Annotated in this window: 16 protein-coding genes; 4 read left to right on the forward strand and 12 right to left on the reverse strand. The window is 59.0% G+C overall.

Features of this window, described 5'->3' with window-relative positions:
• Positions 1 to 188: 188 nt before the first annotated feature.
• The 3 genes from MHM84_RS11685 to MHM84_RS11695 form a co-directional block, all read right to left on the reverse strand.
• Positions 189 to 773, reverse strand: coding sequence for a hypothetical protein (locus MHM84_RS11685; protein WP_239266310.1), 585 nt, complete (start codon positions 771 to 773; stop codon positions 189 to 191).
• The gene (locus tag MHM84_RS11690; RefSeq protein WP_239266312.1) at positions 752 to 2,467 is read right to left on the reverse strand and encodes a hypothetical protein; all 1,716 of its coding nucleotides are present in this window, start codon (positions 2,465 to 2,467) and stop codon (positions 752 to 754) included. Before MHM84_RS11690 ends, MHM84_RS11685 begins: the two co-directional genes overlap by 22 nt.
• 508 nt (positions 2,468 to 2,975) lie before the next feature.
• Positions 2,976 to 4,040 (reverse strand): hypothetical protein, encoded by a 1,065-nt coding sequence (locus MHM84_RS11695; RefSeq protein WP_239266314.1) that lies wholly within the window; start codon positions 4,038 to 4,040, stop codon positions 2,976 to 2,978.
• A gap of 345 nt (positions 4,041 to 4,385) precedes the next feature.
• On the opposite strand from MHM84_RS11695, the gene MHM84_RS11700 reads away from it, so the two are divergent.
• Entirely contained in the window at positions 4,386 to 5,030 is a 645-nt protein-coding gene (locus MHM84_RS11700; protein ID WP_239266316.1) for a hypothetical protein, read from the forward strand.
• Positions 5,031 to 5,057: 27 nt separating this feature from the next.
• Here the strand turns inward: MHM84_RS11700 and MHM84_RS11705 are convergent, their stop codons facing one another.
• The 5 genes from MHM84_RS11705 to MHM84_RS11725 all read right to left on the reverse strand — a co-directional run bounded on the left by MHM84_RS11705 (position 5,058) and on the right by MHM84_RS11725 (position 12,757).
• The gene (locus MHM84_RS11705) at positions 5,058 to 5,570 is read right to left on the reverse strand and encodes an opioid growth factor receptor-related protein (RefSeq protein WP_239266318.1); all 513 of its coding nucleotides are present in this window, start codon (positions 5,568 to 5,570) and stop codon (positions 5,058 to 5,060) included.
• A gap of 628 nt (positions 5,571 to 6,198) precedes the next feature.
• The gene (locus MHM84_RS11710; RefSeq protein WP_239266320.1) at positions 6,199 to 6,390 is read right to left on the reverse strand and encodes a DUF2283 domain-containing protein; all 192 of its coding nucleotides are present in this window, start codon (positions 6,388 to 6,390) and stop codon (positions 6,199 to 6,201) included.
• A gap of 125 nt (positions 6,391 to 6,515) precedes the next feature.
• Positions 6,516 to 6,734: a DUF6447 family protein gene (locus tag MHM84_RS11715; RefSeq protein WP_239266322.1), complete on the reverse strand. Its 219-nt coding sequence runs from the start codon at positions 6,732 to 6,734 to the stop codon at positions 6,516 to 6,518.
• A 49-nt stretch (positions 6,735 to 6,783) separates the two neighbouring features.
• Positions 6,784 to 7,569, reverse strand: coding sequence for a SapC family protein (locus MHM84_RS11720; protein ID WP_239266324.1), 786 nt, complete (start codon positions 7,567 to 7,569; stop codon positions 6,784 to 6,786).
• Positions 7,570 to 7,804: 235 nt separating this feature from the next.
• Complete coding sequence (locus tag MHM84_RS11725) at positions 7,805 to 12,757, reverse strand: tandem-95 repeat protein (RefSeq protein WP_239266326.1); 4,953 nt, start codon at positions 12,755 to 12,757, stop codon at positions 7,805 to 7,807.
• Positions 12,758 to 13,102: 345 nt separating this feature from the next.
• Here MHM84_RS11725 and MHM84_RS11730 point away from each other — a divergent pair, with 345 nt between their 5' ends.
• Positions 13,103 to 14,050, forward strand: a complete 948-nt coding sequence (locus MHM84_RS11730; protein ID WP_239266328.1) for a LysR family transcriptional regulator — start codon at positions 13,103 to 13,105, stop codon at positions 14,048 to 14,050.
• A gap of 44 nt (positions 14,051 to 14,094) precedes the next feature.
• Here MHM84_RS11730 and MHM84_RS11735 read toward each other — a convergent pair whose 3' ends face one another.
• The 4 genes from MHM84_RS11735 to MHM84_RS11750 form a co-directional block, all read right to left on the reverse strand.
• Positions 14,095 to 15,645 carry an aldehyde dehydrogenase family protein gene (locus tag MHM84_RS11735; protein WP_239266330.1) on the reverse strand — a complete coding sequence of 517 codons (1,551 nt, stop codon included), beginning with the start codon at positions 15,643 to 15,645 and terminating at the stop codon, positions 14,095 to 14,097.
• Positions 15,642 to 16,544, reverse strand: coding sequence for an NAD(P)-dependent oxidoreductase (locus tag MHM84_RS11740; RefSeq protein ID WP_239266332.1), 903 nt, complete (start codon positions 16,542 to 16,544; stop codon positions 15,642 to 15,644). Before MHM84_RS11740 ends, MHM84_RS11735 begins: the two co-directional genes overlap by 4 nt.
• A 130-nt stretch (positions 16,545 to 16,674) precedes the next feature.
• Positions 16,675 to 17,829, reverse strand: a complete 1,155-nt coding sequence (locus tag MHM84_RS11745; RefSeq protein ID WP_239266334.1) for a M20 aminoacylase family protein — start codon at positions 17,827 to 17,829, stop codon at positions 16,675 to 16,677.
• Positions 17,830 to 17,858: 29 nt separating this feature from the next.
• Positions 17,859 to 19,157 carry a DUF3100 domain-containing protein gene (locus MHM84_RS11750; RefSeq protein WP_239266336.1) on the reverse strand — a complete coding sequence of 433 codons (1,299 nt, stop codon included), beginning with the start codon at positions 19,155 to 19,157 and terminating at the stop codon, positions 17,859 to 17,861.
• Between the two features lie 648 nt (positions 19,158 to 19,805).
• Between MHM84_RS11750 and MHM84_RS11755 the strand changes: the two genes are divergently transcribed.
• Both MHM84_RS11755 and MHM84_RS21455 read left to right on the forward strand, forming a co-directional pair.
• Positions 19,806 to 20,453: a tail fiber protein gene (locus tag MHM84_RS11755; RefSeq protein WP_239266338.1), complete on the forward strand. Its 648-nt coding sequence runs from the start codon at positions 19,806 to 19,808 to the stop codon at positions 20,451 to 20,453.
• A 93-nt stretch (positions 20,454 to 20,546) separates the two neighbouring features.
• Positions 20,547 to 24,701, forward strand: a complete 4,155-nt coding sequence (locus MHM84_RS21455; protein ID WP_275445753.1) for a hypothetical protein — start codon at positions 20,547 to 20,549, stop codon at positions 24,699 to 24,701.
• Positions 24,702 to 24,789 lie beyond the last annotated feature (88 nt).

The raw sequence follows: 24,789 nt of genomic DNA on the forward strand, positions 1-24,789 counted from the left end.
TGTAATAAAAAGTTACAATTTGTAATCAAAATGTAATTCAATAACTTGGGTTAATAGCGAGAGTTATTTATAATTTAGCCAGCTTTCATCATGAAGTAGGCGAACAAAAGATAAAAAGCCCTTGGCCGAAGCCAAGGGCTCTATATCATACACGCTTGCGCGTCATTCAACGGACGAAGAGGCTAGAATTAGGCGTAAGCCTCGTTATTCGCGGATAGGTCATGCACACCGGCAATTTCAATGGCGAAGTCGCCATTGTCATATTGACCAGCGGTGCCATCCGTAGCCGTATCTGCGAATGCGTAGGTATCGTCCTCGAACTGGAAGAAGAAGAAGTCGCCGTCGACTGCTGCCCCATCAGCCTGCGCTGCCGCAGAGAACGCTGCATTCAGGCTACCGGCCTGACTGACATCCACTTGATTGGCTGATCCTGTAATACCTGTCAGCACATCCGCAGTCATATCTTCACCAGCCGCAGCTGCCGTGCTGTTGAAGTTCTGGATGACATCCATGCTGCCATAGGTCGAACCATCAACGACATTCAGCGTATCGCTGCCATTTTCCTCGCCTAGGGTTATCGTTTCCTCTAGCCCCGCAGCGTTGGTGTAGTCGAGAGTTCCAGTCATATCGGAAGCATCGACCGTAGCAAAGGCCTCACCGGCCGGATCCATGGTGTTATTGGCATAGACAAAATTGCCATTACCGCTGAGATCGAGCGTAGCGTCGCTGCCAGTGGCATCATCCGCTACGTTCAGAGTGACGGTATTCGCCATTGCCCTTCGACGCTCTCATTATACTGAGCGGATACATTCACTGTACTGGCCAGGTTGCCACCGACGGTCATCGATGAGCCATTGCTCATAACGATAGCCGTCTGGCTTTCTCCCAAATTGTTGACTGTGGCATTGGCACCGAAGAATACCAGTGAATCGTACTCCAGTCCTGACGCATCGGCCGTTACGCCATCAGCGCTAAAACCCAGGTTTTCCACGTTCTGCAAGCTATTGATGGCATCCAGTGTCTGGACATTGAAATTGGTCACTGTCGTCGTCAGAAGGACAGTATCGTTACCCTCTACCCCGTTGAGGCTTGCAGAGGAAGCGATGCTTTCCATCCGTATGAGGTCATCACCCGCCCCGGTATTGATCGAGACAGAGCCAGTCGCACCTATGATGTCGACAAGATCGTTTCCCTCCCCGGTATTGGCCGTGACATCTGCGCTATTACCGGCCAGATTGAACGTATCATTGCCAGCGCCGGTATCGATCATGGTTGCAGCGCTTAGCTGGCCCAAGCTGTCATTACCCAAGCCACCGGTCACTGACGTCGCAGCATCGAGAATATTGTCGTTGACGAGGATATTGCCATCGGAGGCCGATGCATCGAACACCACCTCCTCACCTGCTGCGTCCGAGCCGATGCTTCCCCCTGACAGGGCCAGTTCGCCCGAAGCGGTGACCGTAATATTGCGCAAACCACCCGCGAACCCATTGTTCCTACTGACACTCATTGCGGAGGTTCCATCGGACTCGGCGTCCAGCGTATCGATTGCAGCGCTGTTCGCGGCCATGCCCAGATTGACGGTGGAATCAGTCAATGCCACGTTGGCAGCACTGCCGGACGCTAGCCCAAGATCCACATTGAATGCCGTACTGCCAGCATCGCCAGGATCGGCGCCGCTATTCTCAGCACCGCCGACTTGCCCATCGGAAAGTCCAAGAACGGAAGTGCTGCCGCCCACCTGGTCCTCGAACCACAACTGCTCGAGGCCACTAATCGAGGCGACGTCATACGTCGCCGCCGCATCGCCTTGGATACGAATTTCTTCGATATTGGACAAAGTGCCACGCAGAGTCTGATCACCTTCCACAACTAGTGTATCGTAGCCTTCGCCGCCATTGATCCGGTCAAGGTTATTGAAAGAAGAGCTTCCGGAACCACCGGGTGCCAGGAAGGTATCGTCATTTTCCGATCCGGACAGTGCATCCACTCCACTCGTCAGAGTGAAGGTGTCTCCTGGCGTGCCTCCTTCACCGACATCGACCGCCTCATCGGCGGGAACTGTCTCCGCATTCAGTCCTTCTTCTTGGCCGTACTGGATAAAGTGTCCCAGGGGAGTCAAGCCAGCCGACGCAAAGGCTTCACGCACATCTTCGACAGTGTTCTGATCTGTCCATCCCGAGTCGTTTTCCTGCAACTGAGCCAGCTTGGCCTCTAGGTAGCTCGACTCATCGAACTCGTTGGACGGGTTGATACTCTCCTGAGTGCCATACTGCAGGTAGTGCTGATAAACGTTGCCCTCCCAAGCAGATTCGAACGCCTCTCGAGCCGCTTCGATGCTGATGTAGCTACCAGACTCGAACAAGCTCCGTGCCTTCGCCAGGGTGTACTCCTCGGGATCGAAATAGGCGTTGGGAGCCAGTCCTTCCTGATAGCCGAATTGGCTGTAGTGCTGTTCGGGGGTCAACCCATAGCCATTGCGCAAGGTATTGGCAAGAATTCGGTAGAACGTCCTTGCAAACTGGCACTGGTCTGGGGATTGGATTGAAGAGTGTCGAGCTTGGCGTTGAGATAACACTCTTCGTTAAAACCTTGTAGAGCTATGTAAGCATACTCCTAGCATAGGCTTATGCCGCAGCCGAAAGCTGCCGTTCCTTGAACCAAGTCCTACTCAGCCTTAGAGAAGCCGAATGGGAATGGAATGAGCTAGCATTGTAAGTAAACACTCACTTAGAGCAGCCTAGCAAAGGCCTTCGATTACATGGCAAATAAATGTCTCTCACTCAATTAATAAACGGCGTCAGCGGCCGAAATGCATCTAGCTAAATATGACTTTTCCCAAACCAAAGAAAAAAGCTCTCATCTTTAGCAAGATGCCAATGTTATCGACGAGTGTCGCCAAAGAATGGAGAGAGTCGCCGGACAGCTAGCTGTGCACTATATGGGGTATAGGGCAACATAGTCGTTAGCAGGGGCTAAAGCGTCCCTTCGGCAGCAAGAATGTCCGTCAATCCCGTAGTACCGACCAGCTTGATTTCGAAATCGCCATCGCTGACCTGACCTGGAATCCGCCCCTGGGTATCCGCGAAGATGTAAGTGCTATCGTCCGTCTCGAAAGCGACATAGGCGCCGTCATGCTGCGCCGAGAGGGTCGCCGCCTGTTGCTCGGCGTCGATCAGTGCCTCGGTATCCCAATTGTCCACGTCAGGTTCGATCACCTCGACCCTGCCGTACTCGCCACTGATCACGTCCAGCGTATCCTCACTGGCATCGAACCCGGTGATGTAGTCGGCGGAATGGTAGTTGGAGCGCCCCGCCATGTTCAGCGTATCGGCACCTTCCTCCAGGGCGACCTGTTCCCAGACGTAGGTATTGCCCGAAAACGTCAGGCCGCCTGTCAGCGACGATGCGTCGATTTCCTTGAAGCCTCGCCCGGTATCTTCATAGCTTACCGCGCCATTGCCCGAGAGCGTCAGCGTGCCGAACTCGTATTGATAAGGCGCCTCCAGCTCCTCGCTGGTCGGCTCGACGACCAGTTCGAGGGTCTCCTGTGGGTCGCCATGCCCACCGCGCCCGGCAAAGTCCGTAACGATATTGACCTGCTCTCCGGCTTCCTGAAGGGTCAGCGGCTCGCCCTCACCGCCGCGACTTCCCTCCAGGGCCGTGACGGTCTGCTCGTTACCCAGGTTGACCAGCGTTGCGCCGTTCCCGAGAACGATGTCGCTGACATTGGGGAAGTGATCGGCATTGGCTGTCACATTGTTGGTGAAACGCAGTGTCTCGACGTTCTCGAGCCGACCTTCAAAGGTGGAAGCATCTAGCGTTCCCGACTCGTCGATGACCAGCGTACCGGGCTCGTTATCGCCACCGTTCTCGTCGGCATCATCTCTCTCGAACGCTTCCCGGATATCGGCAAGCATGTTGTCGATGGCTTTTTTCAGTTCCGTCAGGCGTGTTTCGATATCGTCTGGCCACTGAAACGCCAGACCACGAAGGGGAAGGAAAACCGGGGTAAACGTAAAGAACGGCTGAGCTGACATGGCGTGGGTTCCATAAACTTTGGCTGACGGCAACGGGCGCGTTCTCAGCGCTGAGTATCCATTCCATCAGTTGATCATCCTGATCACCGCAGCCTACGGCCACGGCACGTTGCGCCTGTAACCAGAAAGCTAAAGCAAACTCAGGCACACCCAGTGTAGCCGACTGGTTTAGCCATGCCAGGCCGCCCCAGTTGCCACTCGCTAGCCGAGCGTACGTGATGCCTGACGATGCAGGAACCTGGCAGAAAGCGGATATAGGTCAATAACTTCGGACTCCTGCCGATAACTCGGAAGACAACGCAAGCGGCTTACGGGCCGCCCTTCTCATGACCAAAGGAGCCAGTCTTGTCATCGGCACGGATCAAGTCATCCCCCAACAACCGTCTCAGCGCCATCAAGGATGCCCTGCTGGCCGCCCACGAAGATGCCAAGCGGCTATCTTGTTCTTCACTGCACCGCATGCCGGAATTCTTCATGGCCATGCGCGTCGCCGACTATTTCGCAACGCACTTCACCAACTTTGGCTACCGGCTGGAGGCACAGGTCAAGCGTACCTTTGAAGAGTCGGACATTCGGGATAGCGACATTGCACGGCTGCTGACCGAACCGGATCTACGCCCGGATGGCAGATTCGACCTGGTGCTGCGCACCGGCAAGCGAGGCCGCACAGCCCATATTCTGGAGTTCAAACGCGGCGACTCGACACGCGGAATGATCAACGACATCCGCCGCCTGGCCAAGGTCAGCCGACATGCGGGGCGGCACAGTCTCAAGACCAACTACCTGGTGCTGACTCGCCGATGCCCGCCGGAAGTCGATACCATCGACCGTCTCATCGAGCGACTGGACACCGCCCTGGAAAAGGCCGGGCTGAGCGATCTGGTCGTTACCCTGGACCACTCCGCTCCACAGTCGCCCTTTCTCAATCACGATCACGAGCCTGTGGCCAACCGCGGTTTCCAAATCGTGATTCTCGAAATCCAGGGCTGACGCGACACCAGATACAGGCCACCGGTATTACGACCGGTTGGCTGCCCGCCAATATCCGATGCTCTGTTCGGACACCGCGCCCTGGCTGGAGCCTATCTCGATGACGGCGTGCTGAAACGCCGCCGCCAGCGCCGGCTGGTGACAAAGATGCAGGCTGCGAATGATCCGCGAAATCCGCAGGTGGTTATGCCCCCCACGCTTCAGCCAGATATGCTCGCGCATGTTGAGTTCGGGTAAGGCCGCGATATATGCCGCTTCACGGGTCAAGCCAAAGAAGGCCAGCATCACATCCAGCGAGCGGCGCTGATTTGCCTGGAGCGTCTCGGATTCCTCAAAGGCGGCTCTCTCCCACTCCCCCAGCAACGGGGCAAAGCTGTTGAAGCGCCCCGCCTCGGGAATCGGAAACAACCACTGGATATAGTCGTGGGTATGCTCCAGCCAGAAGGGCGGCATGGCCCAGATATCCTCGAGGGTGCGGCCCTTGTGATCCCTCGATCGGCCGCTGTAGAACTCGATCAATGCATTCGAAGGCTCGCCCATCCGCCGGTGCTCCTGGTTTTAGATGATCGGTACGAACGGCACGAGCTGCCCAACAGCAGCCCGATCCCGATGAAAATGGTCCTTCGTAGTAGCATACTCAATGAAGGCAGCGTTCAGACAATAGCCTCGATCTCGCCGGTAACGCCTATCAATTCGATGGCAAAATCATTATAGGAGAGCCCCTGCCTATCACTAACGACACCCGTATCTTCATCGACAGCCTGAGTCTCCGTATCGGCATAGATATACGTGTTTCCCTCCAGCTCAAAGGCAACGAAGCTGTCAGGTTATGAAGACTCGGAAACCAAGCCGAAGGCCTCTTCCAATGAAGAGGTCGCCTCGATGCTGATACTGGTGAGTTCGCCTACACTTTCCCGACTTACCTGATTTAGATGATCGGCACGAATGGCACACAACCAGCCAAAGACAGCACCAGCACAACAGCCAGTATTACACGCATCAGTGTTCAGCCTTGGGTAGTTCCTGCTGCAGCGCATTGGCATACGCAGTCCGCGCCGTTTGAGCAATCGCCAGTTACTGCTGCAACCGGGTGATTTCCTGGTCGGTGACACGCAGGTTCACCACCTGACTCGGACAGGATCCGCCAGTTGGCTAGTTTCATGTCCTTTCAAGCCGCATGGCTACGTAACAAAGGCCATGCCCCCTGCTTGGAAGCTTCCAGAATCACGATTTCAACAATAGTCCCATCTTCCGCATAGCTGATATGCGTATTCCTGTCCTGCGAAGCTTCCTTGGCAATGGCCTTCTCGGAAAGATGCACGACCAGAATATCGTCAGCTTCGTCGTATGTGGTGCGCATGGTCATTCCTCCCACTGGAAGTGATGTATGACGGTTTTGACGATCAGGCTATCTTCAGATGATCGGCACGAACGGCACGCAACCAGCCAAAGATAGCCCCAGCGCAAGGACCAATATCACGCGCATCAGTGTTCAGCCTTGGGTAGTTCCTGCTGCAGCGCATTGGCATACGCAGTCCGTGCCGTTTGAGCAATCGCCAGTTGCTGCTGCAGTCGGGCAATTTCCTGGTCGGTGACACGCAGGTTCACCACCTGGCTACGGGCATTCTCGGACAGGTCAGCCAGGTTGTAATCGGTGCCGTTGACGGTTACGGTCCGGCTCGCTTGGGTATCGGTATCCGCCATGGTTAAACGCCCCTGTTAACATAAAAAATGCATCGCCTAGGGTACGGGATCAGTCGCCGAAATCGAAGGTCAGATCGCCATCCCCTTCCCCGAACAGCTCATCGAGGCTATCGGTGGCCGGTTGGCTGGCATGATGCTGGGCGTGGAATTTCACGCGCTCGCTCAGTTGGGATAGCTGACTCATCGAGAGCAGCTGGGCATAGGCCAGTGGCAATGCACCATGACTACGCAGATTGGCGAAGGGCTCCGCGTCCAACTCGTTCAAGGCCTTCTCACTGATGCGATACAGCCCCTGCACCTTCACCGGTTCCTGCCCTTCCCCACGTTCCAGCGTTAACGGCCATGCCTCGATGACGCCTGCCTGAGACAGCGCCTGACAGGCCGCAGCGGTCACCTGGCGGTTCTGGTCGCACTGGGTCAGAAAATTCAGCGTCTGCTGCACCTTCTCGGCCAGCTTCCCTTGCTCATCGAACAGCGGCTGAGCGGAAGGTTCGTCGGTCAGGCTGTCCTGCTCGATCGCCAAGACCTGCTGGCCGTTGTCCGTGTTGGCCATGCGGAACGGATAACCGCGCAGCACGGAAGGCACATAGCTCGCCAGCCAGCGGCCATCGGAATGCACGTATAGGTTACGTTCCCCAGCCAACCCGGTCAGGGCTACGGGCTGATAGCCTTCGCCCTGCTGGATAAAGGCCAACGCATAGTGCGGCAGCAACTTGGTCAGTTCCGCGATCAGGACAGGAACGACCTGATCCTGGGCGGCAAAACCATAACCTTGGCGGGGCCAGAAATATTTGTCGACGTGTTCGGTGCGGGATACCGCGATCCATTGGCTCATGCCGCCTCCTGATGGTTATTGACAAGATGGGACGATCACACTGACAACCTTTTCTTTTACCTGCAAAGCGTTATCGGACATACTAGAACACTGCGTTGGCGGCAAAGCGCGGCATAGCGAATAGTCCCCAGCCCATGTTGGAGGCTTAGCGTACCAATGGCTCGTCCTACGATGAAAAATCCCGCCTCATTTGAGGCGGGACTCCGTCTGGTATTACTTGCCTGTGATTTCCTACCTACCCCCACAATCCATCATCGGCAGCGACAATCTTTCGTCCTTCCAGAAGGCCGTAGTACAGATAATGCTGTAGAGGATCTATCCCATGAGCCGCAACATCGGGGTTGGCTTCTCGGTAGGCCCCGATATCCAACCAGGACGATGGGTTACGGCCTTCTTTCTCGCCATAGGCACGGTAGTGATCGTAGGCGCTATCGAAGATTCCCTGTTGGATGGCTGCGTCAACATCCGGGTTGGATTTCCGATAGCCTTGTTCGTCAAACAGTGCGTTGGGATCACGACCCTCGCGTTCACCGTACTGCTGATAATGCATATAGCCATTGGCAAACGCGCCCTGAGCTACCGCAGCAGCCACATCGGAGTTTTGTGAAAGATAAAACGCTTCATCGAACGCAACTTCATGTATCGCAGGTTGGCGTCCTTCCTGCTGCCCGTACTGTTCATAGTGCTCATAGCCATTCCTGAATATGCCCTGAGCGACGGCAGCAGCCACATCGGGGTACCGATACAGGTAATACACCTCATCGAAACTACCAGCTGCGACACTCAGCAGATCGGGCGTATTTACCAGTATCACCTGATCGTCGAAATGCAGCAGCTCGATGCCGAGCAGCGTGTCCTTTCCGGTCTCCGTCGAGCTGACGCTCAGCGTACCATCGGCTTTGCGGTCTAGCGTCACACTCGCAAACGAGATATCGAAACGCGCTGCGTCCATGCCCGCATCGCCGAAGAGCGTATCGTCACCGCTGCCCCCGCTGAGTCGATCATAACCATCACCGCCAAACACGATGTCATTGCCGGCATCACCGAACAGAAGATCGCGGCCACCCTTCGACCCCACGGTATCGTTACCGCCGCCTCCATGCAGCACATCATCATCGGCGCCCAGCACAATCGTCTGGGCAGCACTGTCACCCCAGACATGCTGCCGCCCCTCTCCACCTCCCAGGGTGACTTCGCCGACCACCGCTGCAAAATCCACGTCCTGCAATTGGATGACCGTCCCCACAGGCAGCCTATGCGCGTCGATGACCAGGGCGGTCGCCAGTGTGCCATCTGACACCGGTGTGCCACGGATCGTCAAAGGTTCGGTGGGCACCCCGGCAACCGGCGACACGGTGCCCAGGATCGACTGGATAACCAGTGATGCATCGCCCGGCAGGCCACTCAGGAAGCCGGAGCCGCCTCCGGTAAGATTCGCCTGATCGGATGGCTCCCCTGCTGTCAGGCTCGTGATCTGCTTGAGCAAACTGAGCAGTGCATCCTCCGGCGTTTGTAATACAGGAGACCCCGACATTTGCAGCCCCAGGCCGACCGGCACCTGGGCGGTAAGTAACGCCGTACCGGCTGTGTCGGTAATGAGCGGAATGTCAGCCAGCGTATTGTTGCCGATCTGCTCCGTCCGGCTGGAGGTTACCACCGGGACGATGAGCGTACGCGTGACACTGCCGTCGCCGTTCGTAGTGATGCTTGTCCGTACCTCAACGCCATCTACCGTGGTCGTGACAGGTGCCGGTTGCGAGGGCAACGGTGGGGGCGCTGGAGGCGGCGCCTGCACGGTTGCGTGGGCCGACAAGCCGGTGAGAACGGCTGTATCGGTACCGCCACCATCGTCCTGCAGGCCTATGACCTCTATCGTGCGCGATGAGGAAAGTGTCGGTGAACTCGACACGTTATGGTATCGAATGCCCTCGATAAGCGTTTGAGCTTCGGCCACGGTCATCCCACCGCCGACTTCGATACTTACCAGGAACACGCCGTTACCGTCATCGGTCACGTTGGCCGTTCCAGTAGCGCCAAACGACGTTGAGCTGGCATTTGCCAGGACCAGCGCCTTATCGGCAATCACCAGCGTTTCCTTGCCTGCATCCTTTACGCCCTCGACACGAAGCTGGACAAGGAGAATCCTCTGTTCCTCCTCCGGCGTGGCTATCGACACATCCGAAAACAACAGCGTACCGCTCGAGCTACCGGCCAAGTGATGAGCGCCAGTCGCCGCCTTCGCGCTCAGACTCGGTGCATCGTTAATCCCGGCGACAACGATGGCCGCCGTATCGCTAGCAGCCGAGAAGGAGCTTTGTCCGCCATGACTACTGGCGTCGATCCCGCTTGCACCATTGCTCGGCACGACCGCACCACTGCGATCCCAGGCACGAAACGTGATTGCGTCGTCGATCGTGCCGTAGACATCGGGTGCGGGCTGAAAGAAGAGCCGTGCGTCGCCATGAAGCACCAAGGCGTTGATCTCCGATACGCTTGCGCTGATCTGTGCCCAGCTTGTGCCGTCATCGATGGAGTACCAGAGCGTGCCTCGGTCGCTTGCCCCTGTAACGGCGATACCCGACAGCGCCCCGGTATCGACATCGCTCACTCCGACGAGCAGTTCGCTTACCAGCGTCGAGCCAGCAATGCCGCCGTTAATGGGCGCAGCGGCGTCCTCGCTGACATGCGACATTACAGGCGAAGCCGCACTATCCAATACCGGGGCGTCGTTGGTGTTGGCAACCGCTATCACTACGTTCTTCGAGAGGCTGGCTATGCTCTCGTCGTTAATCGTGAACGCAATGTTGCGGTTACCGTTGCCGACGCCGGTCGCCGGATTATTGCCCGTATTCGAGTAGCTGACGGAGCGAAGCGCACTCTCGTAGTGTTCACGCGTCGCGCTTCCAGAAAGTGTCAGCGTGCCGGCCAGATAGCTGCCCGTAATGCCATTCTGATCAGTGAAAGACAGTACATCGCCATCGACTGCATCGGTGATCGATATGCTGGCCCCACTCATGATCAGGCTATCGGCATCAGAAATCGTCAGCTGAGGCGCCACGAGAACAGCCGCCGCATCTTCGACATAGGCCGGCGAGCCGACATTACCGTCGATGACCGGCCGACTGGCGATATCGATCGAAAAGGTCAAACCGTTCAGCGGCGCCGCGCCATCTTCACCACCATCCGCGATGCCGAAGGTGAAGCTGTCCTGCGTTTCGGTGCCACCGCCATGCCGGTATTTGACGTGGCCCTGGTCGATATCCGCCTGGGTAAAGGTGGCGCCATTAGATAGCGATTCGCCGCCATCGATGACACCGTTCGCATTGGCATCGAGAAACAGCGTACCACTCGCCGGCCCGGTCTCGAGGATAAACGTGACGCCCGAGTCATCGTCGTCGGGATCGCCCTCGTGAAGCATCGCGGGGGTAACGGTGACCACGTTGCCCGTTGTGGTAGCAGCCCCGTCGTTGACGTAACCGTTGGCCACAGAAGCGGTTGGCGCGTCGTTAAGCGCGCTCACCGACACCATGGACGAGGCGATGTGGCTGGTACCGCCATCGCCGTCGGTCAGTACGAAGCTGACCGTGCGGCCTCCGATCTCGGGGGCCAGCGCTTCGGTATTGACGTAAGTCACGCTACGAATCAGCGCCTGAACGGCTGGGAGTGTCGCCTGATGGTTGAGATTCACGACGAGATCGTCGTTGCCGGTACCGCCCGCAAACGTCCCGATGACCACACCGCCATAGCTGACAGTGAGGCCATCGATCCCGACCTGTCCGGCTGCCGTGCCTTGGTTGAGGATGCCCAGCACGTCCTCGTCAGCCGTCCGGTTCGCCGAGAGCGACACCGTCAATGTACCGCCATCCAGGTCGAGTGAATCGACGTCCGCTACGCTGGCATCGGCATCGATCACTGCAGGCGCATCACCCTCTCGATACGTCAGCGTGCCGCCAAGCGCACCTATCACGGGCGCATCATTCACCGGCGCCACGCTCAATGTCGCAGTCGCCACTGCGGAAGCCTTGCCATCGCTTATCGTGTAGCTGAACGTCACGTCGCCGTTGGCATCGGAGCCTGGCGTATAGCGCCAAGTGCCGTCTCCCTGATCGACCAGCGTGCCGCCTCCGGACACGACGCTCAAGCCAGACGCCGTCAACGGGTCGTTTTCCAGATCCATCGCCTTGGTAAGCAGTTCAGCCTGGGTAATGATGCGTGCCCCGCTGTCTTCCACGACCCCACTCAGCGCTGCCGTCCCTGAGATCACGGGGCTATCGTTGCTCGGCTGGACCGTGACGGTGGAAGACAGGTTGAGCGTCGTCGTGTGGGTTGCAGGCTCTTGAGTGCCGTTATCGGTGACGCTGGTCAGCGTGACGACGCGATTGCCCCCTACCGGCGCCTGGCTAAGGTTGCGATAGGTCAGGCCCTCGACGAGCGCATCCAGGGCGACGGCATCCAGCGTCAGGCCGACGAGGGAAAGCGTGGCCGTGGCGCCGGCCATGCTGACCGCGTAACTCCCGCCCACGCTCAGGCTACCGCTGCTACCGGCAGCCAAGGCAATTTCCTGGCCGGCCAGGATTAGCTGCTCGGCGCCGCCATTCATCACGTTGTTAACCGTCAGCGTCAACGCAGAGAAGGTCTGCCCCGTATCGTTGGTCGCGCTTGACGCGCCGCTGAACAGGCCGACCGCTGCGGCGTCTTCTGCATAGACGGGATTACTCGGCGTTGCCGTTAGCGAAGGCGCCTGCTGTGGCAAGAAGGAAACCACATCGAAGGTCAGCACGTAATCGAGCACGACAGTGCCGTTGCCCATGGTCAGGGTATATTGCCCGGCCTCCAGTGGAGTCCCGCCGGTAAAGGTTTCCAACGCACGGGATTCATAATAGGACCCCGTCGTAGTGGTCAGGTAGAAACTCGTACCGCTATTGATCGCTTCATTGGACAGCGTCAGCGAGTAGCTCTGAATCCGGGTACCCTGGACGACCTCGAACGGGATCGTATCCGCCCCGTCGTTAGGTCCGCCCGAATCCAGGTATCCCTGCCATACGTTCGCACCCGGATCATCCAATATCCAGAATGCCCGAGTCGGCTGCCCCAGGCTGTCAGTTCTGGCCGAATATGCATCGACATCACCATCGGTCGATTCGTTGTAATTGATGGTACCGACGGGATTGATTTGAAGATCGCTCATTCACGATTTCCATGATAAGTGAGGTCAAGGGGCCGGCTGGCATACACATCGTTGGCAGCCGCTGCCGGATAAGACCTCACCAAGGCGATGACCTAACATCCATGACCATGAGCCAGCCGTTTTACACTGCGCCACGACACGCTGTGTCGGGCCACGGAGGGCAATATCATGCGAAACGGTCGAGCGGTGCTTGAAGGGAGGTGTCCTGGCGTCAGCTGGCCGAGCCAGTATAAGGCAACTGTATTAGTGGCAAGCGTTGAAAAGTGCGTGTCGATTTACGTCTCGAGACTGACGAAGCTACAGGCTATATACGCCGCCTATTACGCGGCAGCCAGAGAATAGAAAATGGACATTCCCCACCAGCGGTTAGTGTACTTTCAGGTGACGATCGAGGCGGGTTCCGTACGCCAGGCCGCAGCGCGCCTGAATATCGCGCCTTCTGCTGTCAGTCGCCAGCTGGCGCTGATCGAGGCCGCGCTTGACGCACCGCTATTGGAGCGCTCGCGCAATGGGGTGGTGCCGACGGCAGTGGGAGAGATGCTGCTGGAATACTGCCGCAAGCGCTCGGCGCTCGACGACACCTTCAGTGAAGAACTCGATGCCTACCAGCGCCTGGAAACCGGCCACCTGTCGCTGACCGTGGGTGAAGGCTTCGTCGGGGACCTGCTCGATACGCCCCTACGGACCTTTACCGAGCGATATCGCGGTGTCCGTCTCGATGTGAATACAGGCAGCACCAGCGAGATCATCGAGGCAGTTGTCGAGGACGAGGCGCATATTGGACTGATGTATCATGAGCGGGTCCATCCCCAACTGCGTTTCTGGCATTCCAGCCGTCAGCCGCTGGTGGCATTGATGTCTCCAATGCACCCCTTGGCCGGCACCAAGGATGGCTTGTCGCTTTCCTCTCTCAGCGACCACCCCCTGGCCTTGTGGCGCACCGGTCATGGAGTTCGACAGTTGGTCGACGAGGGTTTCCGAGAGGCGGGCCTACGGCCACAGGTGAGCATGCAGACCAACTCGCTTTCCGTTCTGCTACATGCCGCCCGTTCCGAGCTGACGCTTACGCTATTGCCTGCCTTCGCGGCGGCCCGTGAGTTGGAAGACGGTCTGCTCGTCGCCCTTGACGTGGACTGCGAGCGCTTTCGGCGAGCCCATGCCCATATCATCACGCGGGTCGGGCGTCGCATGCCCAGGGCGGGCCTGCAGTTGCTGCGTCACCTGGAACGCTGGATGCGAGCCTTCAATTCACTCAAGAATACGGGCAACGAGGCTCACCCTCCCCGCAAGTAATCGAGATCTGCAGCCAGGCGCACCTGGCTGCAGAGGGCCAGCGATTAGCCAACGCCGTTGCCGTAACCCATGGCCACGCTGGCAGACGTCGCTGTTTCCACCCACACGCTCTGGGCCACGGTATATTCCTTGAGCCCCTCGACACCGCTGGAACGTCCGAAGCCACTGTCACCGAAGCCACCGAACGGCGACATGACGTTGATCGCCTTGTAGCTATTGATCCATACCGTACCCGCCCGCAAGCGAGCCGCGACTCGGTGGGCGCGTGCCGGATCCTGCGTCCACACCGCCCCGGCCAGCCCGAAGCGCGTGGCATTGGCCAGGCGCACGGCATCCTCTTCAGTGTCGAACGGCATGACGACCACCACTGGCCCGAAGACCTCTTCCTGGGCAATGGTCATCTCTTCCGTGACATCGGCAAGCACGGTGGGCGCCAAAAAATAGCCCTCGGCCTGTTGCGGCAATCCCTCCGGCCGCCTTCCTCCACACAGTAACCGAGCACCGTGTTGCTGTGCCTTTTCGATCATCGAGGTGATGTGTTGATACTGCCTGGCGTTCTGTACCGGCCCCATCTGGGTCGCCTCGTCGTTGGGCAACCCCACGGTAATATCCCCCGCTGCGCGTGCCAGCCGTTCACAGACCACCTCGAACACCTCGCGCTGTACCAGCAGGCGGGACCCGGCGACACAGCTCTGCCCCGCTGCGGCAAAGATCGCGGCCTGAGCACCGGCCACGGCGTCGTCGAGCTTGGCATCGGCAAACACGATATTGGCCGACTTGCCGCCCAGCTCCAGCACGCTCGGCACCAGGCGCTCGGCACCCGCCTGGGCAATGCGCCGACCACTTTCCGGGGAACCGACAAAGACCAGCTTACTGATCCCTCGATGGCCGGTCAGTGCAGCCCCCGTGGTTGGCCCGATGCCGTTGACGATATTGATCAGCCCCTTGGGCAGCCCACTGCGTTCCAGCAGCATGGCGATCACCACCGACGAGAAAGGTGTCATTTCCGAGGGCTTGAGCACGACCCCATTACCTGCCGCGATCGCCGGCGCCAACTGCCAGGCGCAGGTAAACATGGGCGCATTCCACGGCGTGATCTGGCCGACGACCCCATAGGGGACATGGCGCACATAGTTGAGGTGCGATGTCGGTACCGGGATCACTTCACCATGCTGCTTGTCGCACCAGCCGGCATAGTATTCGAACATTTCACGGACCTTGTTCACCTCGCCACGGCAATCACGGATGGGCTTGCCCGCCACCACGCTTTCCAGCTGTGCCAGGGTCTCCTCGTGGCCGCGCAGAGCCCAGGCGGCCGCCGTCATTCGCCGGCCACGCTCGCTGGCCGTGAGCAACATCCATTCCTGCTGGCCGAGGGTCGCCGCTTCCACGGCACGCTCCACCAAGGCGTTACCGGCATCGCGATACTGAACCAGCGGCAACCCGGTTACCGGATCGAGAAGCTCAATGTATTCGCCCTGGCCCGGCAACAGCTCGCCGGCAATCCAGTTGCTCAATAGAAGCTCAGCCTGCATGCCCAGCGTTGCCAGCAGCTCGCTGAGGCGCTCAATGGCCTGGTTGTTGAGGGAGTTCATTTCACCGCCTCCTGGCTCGAGAGTGTGCCATCCGCTTGTGCGAGGCCCAAAATCGCGTCGGTGACCCGGTTGAAATCGGCGCCATCGGGCAGGCCATCCGCATCGGCATGCCAACGCTCCACGACCCGGCTCAAAAGCTCCAGCGACAACCCCATGTCGCTGGCGGCATCGCGTGCCAGGCGAAGATCCTTGCGCATCAGCCCGGTGGTGAAACCGGAATCGAAGGTCTCGGACAGAATCCACTTGGGGAAATTGACTTCACTCACGGCACTCCGGCCGGAGCCACTGTTCAGCCCCGCCAGGCAGGCCTGCGGTTCTACCCCTGCCCGCGTTGCCAACGCGACGGCTTCGGCCGTGGTCAGCAGATGCGCTGCGCAGAGATAATTGTTGGCCAGCTTGACCACATGCCCGCTGCCTGCCGCGCCCACATGGGTGTAGCGAGCCGACATCGCCTTGAGCATGGGCTCGACGCGCTCGATGGTCGACGCTTCTCCACCCAGCAGCATGCCGAGGCTCCCCGCGGCAGCGCCCGCTGGTCCGCCGCTTACCGGGGCATCGAGCCACTCAAGGTCGGCGTCGAGCACCTTTTTTGCCAGCTCCCGGGTCACCGCCGGATCGCTGGTCGAGGTATCGACAATCACGCTGCCCTTCGGCGCCTGCTTCAGAAGCCCCGGCGAGGACTCGATCACGTCCCTGACATGCGCCGACGTGGGTAATGACAACAGATAGACATCGACGGCCGGCAACGCATCCGGGCCGACCACCGTAAGGCCCCGCGAGGCCATGCTCTCCCGTGCAGTTTCAGCGACATCCGTGCCCACGACCGTGAACCCGGCTGCCTGCAGGGTCAGTGCCATATTGCCACCCATGTGGCCTAAGCCGATCACTACAATCTTCATGACAACTCCCGGTTTGTGCTTGTCTGGTAAGAGCCTCCATCGCCGGAATACAGGCAGAGGGGCACTGGGCCATGTCCCGAAAGACATGGCGAAATAACGCTTGAATTGGAGAGAAGCTGGTCTGCCCCTGTCAGCGCCCGCTGAGTAGCGTCCTGACCAGGGCGGTCCAGTACGCCACGCCAATCGGCGTCAACTCGTCATTGAAGTCGTAATGCGGGTTATGCAGGGCCGCACTGTCCTTGCCGTTCCCCAGCCAGATGTAGGCGCCCGGGCGCTCCTGGAGCATGAAGGCGAAGTCCTCCGATGCCATGGAGGGCGGCAGGTCTCGGTGTACCTGGCGTATGTCCGGCATCGCTTCCAGCACCTCGGCACAGCGATTGGCGTGTGACGGCGTATTGAAGGTCGCCGGGTAGCGCGACTGATAGTCGATACTCGCCTCCAGGCCGTGGAAGGAGGCCATGGCCGCAATCGCCTGGCGAAAGCGGGTCTCGAGATAATCACGCAAATCGGCGTCGAAACAGCGCACGGTGCCACACAGCGTTACCGTTTCGGGCATGACATTGAAGGCATCCCCGGCATGGAACTGGGTCACGCTCATGACGGCGGTCTGGTGAGCCGGTGTCTCCCGGCTGATAATGCCCTGGAGCTGGTTGACCAACTGACAGGCCGCCAGCACCACATCCGTGCCCAGATGGGGCATGGCGGCATGGCACCCGTTACCCGAGAGTTTCACGCTAAACGCATCGAATGCCGCCATGACCGCCGTATCGTGGACAGCGGCCTCCCCCACCGCCATCCCCGGCCAGTTATGGACTCCGTAGACCGCCTCCATCGGAAAGCGCTCGAAGAGCCCTTCCTCTACCATGACACGCCCGCCGCCCTCATTCTCCTCCGCCGGCTGGAAGATCAAATAGACGCGACCGGCAAAATCGGGATTCTCAGCCAGCGCACAGGCCGCTCCCAGCAGCATGGTAGTGTGGCCATCATGCCCGCAGGCGTGCATCTTTCCCCGGTGTTGGGAGGCATGCGCAAAATCGTTGGCTTCGGTCACGTCCAGCGCGTCGATATCGGCTCTGAGCCCGATGGCCCGGTCGCCGCCATGACGACCATCGACCCAGGCCACCACGCCGGTCCCCCCGCCGAGCCCGGTGACTTTCTCGATTCCCAGGCTCTCGAGGATCTCGGCGATGCGAGCGCTGGTGCGATGCTCCTCGAAAGCGGTTTCCGGCTGGCGATGAAATTCATGGCGCCATTCGCGCAGCGTATCCCGGTTAATCATCGACATGGCATTTTCCCTAATTGCAGTCCTATCCATTAAAGCAGCGCCTGGGCCACGACAGCCGAACCGATGAAGGTACCGGTGAATACCAGCAGCGATACGATGATCAGCTTCCAGCCGACCTGTCGGAACATGGTGAATTCGCGCGGCGAGAGTGCCAGCCCCGCATAGGCCAGTACCGGGGTCACGATGGCAAGGAAATTGACGGCTTGGAGTTGCGCGACGATCCAGCCATTGCCCGGGAACCAGGGCAAGGTCACGGCAATGCTGACCAGGGAGACCCAGGCGACGCCTGGCAGATAAAACGGGGCGAAACGAGTGATGACCAGGCCCAGCATGGTCATGACATACAGGATCAGCATGCCCGGCAGCGCCTCCACGAGAGAGCCACCATTGATGGTATTGCTGACCCAGGCGACCGCGCAGACCACCGCCATGACGATTGCGGTCTGGCCAAGATGACGCTCGGGGCGTTCTTCCTCACTGACCGTGGCCGCAAACTCCGGCTCCGCAGCGACCTTGGCACCCACGGAATGGGCCACGCGGCGCCCTGAGCACCATTTGAAGATGCGTTCGGCCAACGGCAAGGCAATGAACAGGGAGATATACAGCCCGGTGGCATAGGTCAGCAGGTTACTGGCCCCTGCGAATGCCAGCAGCTCTTCACGCAACTCCGGCAAGGCGCCGACGATGGCCCCCGAGCAGGCCGCCACCATGCTGCCACTACCGACGCCGCAAGCCATCGCCAGCGCGCGCGGGTCAAAGATATCCAGGGTTGTCAGGTAGCCAGCCATCAGCGCGAACCACAACGTCCCGAACATGGTTCCCACAACGTAGACACCCATGACACCGACGCCTTCCGGGCCCTTGAGGCCGTACTTGTCGGAGATGATGGCGATGTTGGGCTCACGCGCGATGGAGTAGGTGGCACCGATGGCCTCCCGGCCCATCTTCAAGACGAGCACGGCAAACGGCATGGCCAGCAACATGGTGCCGAGATTGCCCAGCTCCTGCAGGATCAAGGCCGGTCCGGCATTGAGGATCTGTTCGATGGCCGGCCCGATCGTCGAGCCGAATCGAGCGATGAACGGCATGATCGATAGCAGAATGATCGGGGCCGCCGCTTCACTCAGCTTCACCGGCACCAGGCGGGATGTGGCCGAAAACAGGTGAGGGTTGAGCAAGAGCCCGATGATGAAGGCATAAAACAGCGGCAGCAGCAGCAAGGTGCCGGGCCCAAGGGGAATCTTGATGATCCCAATGGCTTCTGAGATCAGCGCAGCAACAGCCACGATGCCGTGCAAGCGCCAGTCGAGGAGCATGGAGAGTTTCATGGAGTTGTCCTGTTGTTGTAATTCCGGCCACGACAGCTCAAAGCCTGGGAAGGCCGAACCGTCACCGACATTTTGAGTATTGAAGGAGGTAGCGTTCTAATAAAAGAACAATTGTGTTCTGTTATTTAGCGCATCTTCAGGATTTGATAGCCGACTCTCAGCCGGCCGTTTACCCAGGCGGCAGCGGGTAGTTGAACGTTACGCCTGAAGAACTCGAATCGAGGTTGGGAGCTGAGAAGGCTGCGAAAAAAGACGGTTAACCAATTATCGGCTTAGTGGTCAACATGAAGCTCAGCTGCAATTAAGCCTCGAAAAACCGAGCATATGTTTCAATTGGCCTTCGGCGGGTATGAGTAAACTACTCATGACGCCTGCTTTACTCGCTCCCATCGGGACCGTCTCCTCTATGCGTCACTACCCCGGCCTGTGCCGGGGTTCCTTCTTTTACCCTACCCCCTTCCGGGATGCTCAAGAACCCTGGAGCTAGAATGCATATAACCCTTACATACTCGCGTAGTAATTTTGTGCTAATAAAGCATGACTCACCGGTAGCTGGATAAAGTTCGGTGTGGACTGTGCCGATATTGCCTACATCGTCATCAGAAAAATTAGGTGCGATAGCGCCTGTGTTGTGTACGCGAGGAATCGATGAAAAAACGCAACAAAACTCTCCGCCTGGGCATTGCCCTGACTATGGCCGGGCTTGCCCTGACGCCCTTCACAAGCGCTCACGCCTCTTGTTCCTCGGAGCCGTATGTGGGCTCGATCTGCATGACGGCGGCCCCCTTTTGCCCTAGCCCGGAATATGCCGAGGCGAATGGTGCGACCTTGACCATCAATCAGAACGCAGCGCTGTACTCTCTGATTGGAACGACTTATGGCGGCAATGGAAGTACAACGTTCCAGTTGCCCGACCTTCGTGGCCGCTCACCCGTGGGTGACGGAACTGGCGTTAACTTGCCTCCGGTAGCCTTGGGCCAGAAATCGGGCCAGAACTCCGTCACGCTGACTACCGCACAACTCCCGTCGCATACTCATGGTCTGTTCGCCGCCAACCAGCCGGGAACTGAGGAAGTCAGCACGAACGCTTGGCTGGCCAACCCCGCAGGGGAAGTGCGTGGCCAACCCATTCCTCTGACAGGCTATGCGGAGAATGCCGCACCGAACACCATGACTGAGCTCAGCCCTCAATCTATTGGCGCGACCGGCAATAATCTTCCTATCCCCACAGTGCCTCCGCAGTTAGGGGTACGCATGTGCATTGCAGTGCAAGGGTTATACCCCCACCGCCCCTAATGCTGGCCCAGCTGCAACCATGCCAGGCAGCACGGTCGAGTCCGCCCGCCTGAATAACGAAAAAAATGAAACAAACGATTGGGAGTTGGGAAAATGGCTTCAGATCTGGATTTCAATACCGAAATCGTCGGGGCTACGAACAATCATACCGCAGCATACGGTGACTTCACATTTACAGGGGACGGTGGCGCCAATATCGCCATCATGGATGGTGATAGCCTTATTGCTTCGCCAGGGGATCGCGCTCTGCGTTTCGATTATGGGGGCCTGGGCGATCCTAATGCCCCAGAAGAGGTCACCACAGTCAGTTTCCGCACGACCAGTGGCGATGACTTCGCCCTCAAGGGATTTGAAATAGATAGTGGCCTCGGTGATGACTCGATCAAGATCGAGGGCAAGCGTGATGGCGTTGTTGTCGCTACTGCCACTCTTGATCTGGGATTCTCATCCTCGAATGGTGGCGCCGTCTATACCGCCATTCCCGATGGCTGGGCTGGAAAGATCACCTTCACCGGCTGGGATAATCTGGATGAAGTCGTGATTACCGGGTTAAGCTCCGGTGGTCTGGATCTGGATATTGACGACATTGATGTTGGCCCTGCGATTGTCCCCAATACCGCACCGACCATCACCAACGGGGCAGAGTTTGCCTTGGCCGAAACCAGTGAGGACGCCCCCTCTTCAGCAACCCAGGTCAGTACACTATTGTCCGGCGTCGGGTTCAGCGATGAAGGCTCGGCAAGTGGTGTCGCGATTACTGGAGTCTCGGGTGAAGGAGTATGGCAGTACTCGACTGACGAGACGACATGGACAGCGTTCGGTGCCGTCAACGCGAACGCCTCCCTGCTACTTTCCGCAGACACGTGGGTGCGCTTTCTGCCGGCCAGCGATAATGCGACCACTGCGACATTCAGTTTCCGTGGCTGGGACCAAACTACGGGCACCGCCTCCAGCTCAAATAGTCCCTCGACAGCCGATACGACTGTCAATGGCGGCTCGACAGCGTTCTCCTCGAGCACAGCATCAACTACGCTCTCGGTCAGCTCAGTCAACGACGTCCCCACGGCTACGTCCCTGACTCAAAGCAAGTCCTTTATTGAAGATGCCGGGCTTATCGCCTTGGACGACATCGTGGTCCGAGAGGTCGACACGGGCGACACGGTCACCGCCACGCTGACTATGAGCGACCCGGCGGCGGGGACGCTATCCCCGGGCAGCTACGGCTCAGCCACCTCGACTTACAATGCCGGCACCGGCGTCTGGAGTGTGGCCGGTTCGGTCGCTGACGTGAATGCGGCCCTGGCCAATGTCGGTTTTGCCCCCAGCCCCGACTGGAATGATACCGTCACCATCTCCACTCGCATCCGTGATCAGCATGGCACGGGCCCGGCGGATGGCACGATCACCCTGCAAGGGACTGCCGTCAATGACGCACCGACCGGCAATGTCATCATTGATGGCGTACCCCAGGAATATGAGATTCTCTCAGCGAACATCGCTACGTTGGCTGACGTGGATGGGCTGGGCGTGTTCAGCTATCAATGGTACGCCAATGGCACAGAAATTCTCGGTGAGACCGCTGCCAGCCTGACCTTGGGTCAGGCCCAGGTGGGCCAGCCCGTTTCCGTCAAGGTCAGCTATACAGACGGTGATGGCCATGCGAATACGGTTTACTCGGCTGCCACCCCACCTGTGGTGAACGTCAACGATCCGCCCACCGGCACCTTGACGATCGTGGGGACTCCCACCCAAGGACAAACGTTAACCTTCTTAAGAAGTGTTTCCGACCGGGACGGCATGGCTTTACCCTTCGTGCATAAGTGGTATGCCGATGGTGTAGAGATCGCGTATGCGCAGGGTTTTGATACATTACTGCTGGATGCTGATCTGGTAGGAAAGCAAATTACCGTATCGATGAGCTATATCGATAACCAAGGCACGCCAGAAATACTATTTTCGGCCCCTACCGCTGCAGTTGGCCACCTCAACACCGAGCCTACAGGCAACGTGGTGCTTCTGGGCATTCCAATGGAAGGCGAGACGCTGACCGTTGACGTTCATGGACTCGACGATGCCGATGGCCTGGGGGCGTTCAGCTATCAGTGGTTTGCCAATGATGTGCTGTTGCCGGGACAGACCGACGCCACACTGGTACTCGAGCAGTCCGTGGTGGGCAAGACCGTCTCGGTACATGTGACTTACACGGATCTCAAGGGCACAGCCGAAACCGTCAAATCGATACCGTCCGGCGTGGTGAGCAACATCAACAATGAGCCCACCGGGGTTGTCACCATCACCGGCAACGCCGCGGTTGGCGAAACCTTGGGCTTGGACGTCAGTAGCCTGGACGATGGTGATGGGCTCGGCAACCTGCACTTCCAATGGCTGGCCAATGGGGTGCCGATCCCCGATGCGACGGGGAATACCCTACAAGTCCAGACCGACCTGGCGGGACAGACCATTACCGTAGGCATCAGCTATACCGATGCCATGGGAACGGTCGAAAAAGTGCTGTCTACGCCTATTACGGTTGTTGCGGCACCAACCCCGCCACCGCCACCGCCACCGCCTGCGCCGACTCCTCCAACACCGCCTGCCACACCGAACGAGACGGTCGATGGCGTGCCTGTTGGCATCGGCGAGGTGAACAATGGCGACGGCACCACGTCCCGTGTGGTCACTATTCCGATCGTGACCGCGGATCGCGCCGAGCAGGTTGGCAACAACACCGTAGCGGACATTCCGCTGGTCACCACGGGAACGGCGGGCGAGGCCCTCCTGTCGGCGCAGGTGCCCACCGGCTATGGACTGCAAGTCACCGGCACTGGCGCACCGGTAGCGGTCGGGTCCGGTCTGACGGGGTTGATTCGGGAAATCCAGGCACACACCCAAGCCGGTTCGGATGACCAGTCATTGCTGACTGGCGGTGGGTCAGGCTTTCTGGGGGCCCTGCCGCAGACAGCGCCGTTGTTGGTACAGACCCTCGTACCCAGCGTGCCCATCGGCACAGTGCCGACCGGGCCCTTGGTCATCAATGGCAACCCAGGCGCCAGTAGCCCGGCCTCGACGGCGCTAGTCATCGACACGACGGCGCTACCCTCGGGAATCCTCCTTGAGCTAAACAACGTCGACTTTGCGGCAGTGATCGGCACAGCCACCATTACGGGGGGGGCTGGTTCCCAGCGCGTCTGGGGCGATAGCGCCAGTCAGACCATTGTGTTGGGCGCTGACGATGACGTGCTGCATGGCGGAGCCGGTAACGATACCGTGGGCTCCAAGGGTGGCGACGATATGCTGTTCGGGGATGCCGGCGACGATGTCGTGTTTGGCGGCGATGGCAACGACCGCCTGAGTGGCGGCACCGGCAACGACCAGCTCGACGGCGAGACCGGCGTGGACGTGGCTCGTTTCGAAACCCGCTTCGACCAGGCCACGTTGACCTGGAACGATGACGGCACGCTGACCGTAACCACGGCCGCCACCGGCACGGACACACTTCAGAATATCGAGCTGCTACGCTTCGACGACCGCGTGGTGTTGGCCAAGGCGCCTGAGCTGATCAACGCCCCGATAATGATCTTCGAGGAAAGCTACTACCTGGCGAATAACACGGATGTAGCCGAGGCCGTGGCACGTGGCGACTATGCCAGCGGCTACGCGCACTATGTCCAGTACGGCGCGAGCGAAGGCCGGAATACCGCCGAGCGTGGCGTGGCGTTCGATGAGGCCTATTACCTGAGCAAGAACCCCGATGTGGCATCTGCCGTCGAGCGGGGAGACTTCCGCAGTGGCTATGAGCATTACGCCATGTACGGACAAAGCGAAGGCAGAAGCGTCTCGGACAGCACCCCGGCGTTTGACGAGGCCTTCTACCTGGCGCAGAACCCCGACGTGGCCGCAGCGATCCAGGCAGGCGACATTATCGACGCGTATACCCATTACAGTCTGTACGGGCAGGCTGAGGGTCGTGATCCCAATGCCCTGTTCGATGAAAGCTGGTATCTGGAGGTGAATTCGGATGTCGCGGCCGCGGTTGGCCAAGGCGACTTCGATAGCGGCTACGAGCACTACCTGGCCTACGGCTGGGGGGAGAAGCGTGATCCCTCGGCCTGGATGGACCTCGAGGCCTACCAGTCAGCGCATCCGGATGTGGCAGCTGCCGGCATGGATCCGTTAATGCACTACCTGATGTGGGGCAGCACGGAGGGCCGTGTGGTCAGTGCCAACGATGGAGATCTGTGGGGCTAGGTAACACGGCAAGGCGGCGCCGGGATACCGGCGGCGCCTTTCTTACCGCACCGGGTGGTGAGAGATTGAATAAGGCCGATATTCCACG

Source organism: Halomonas sp. McH1-25, assembly GCF_022348165.1.
GTDB lineage: Bacteria > Pseudomonadota > Gammaproteobacteria > Pseudomonadales > Halomonadaceae > Modicisalibacter.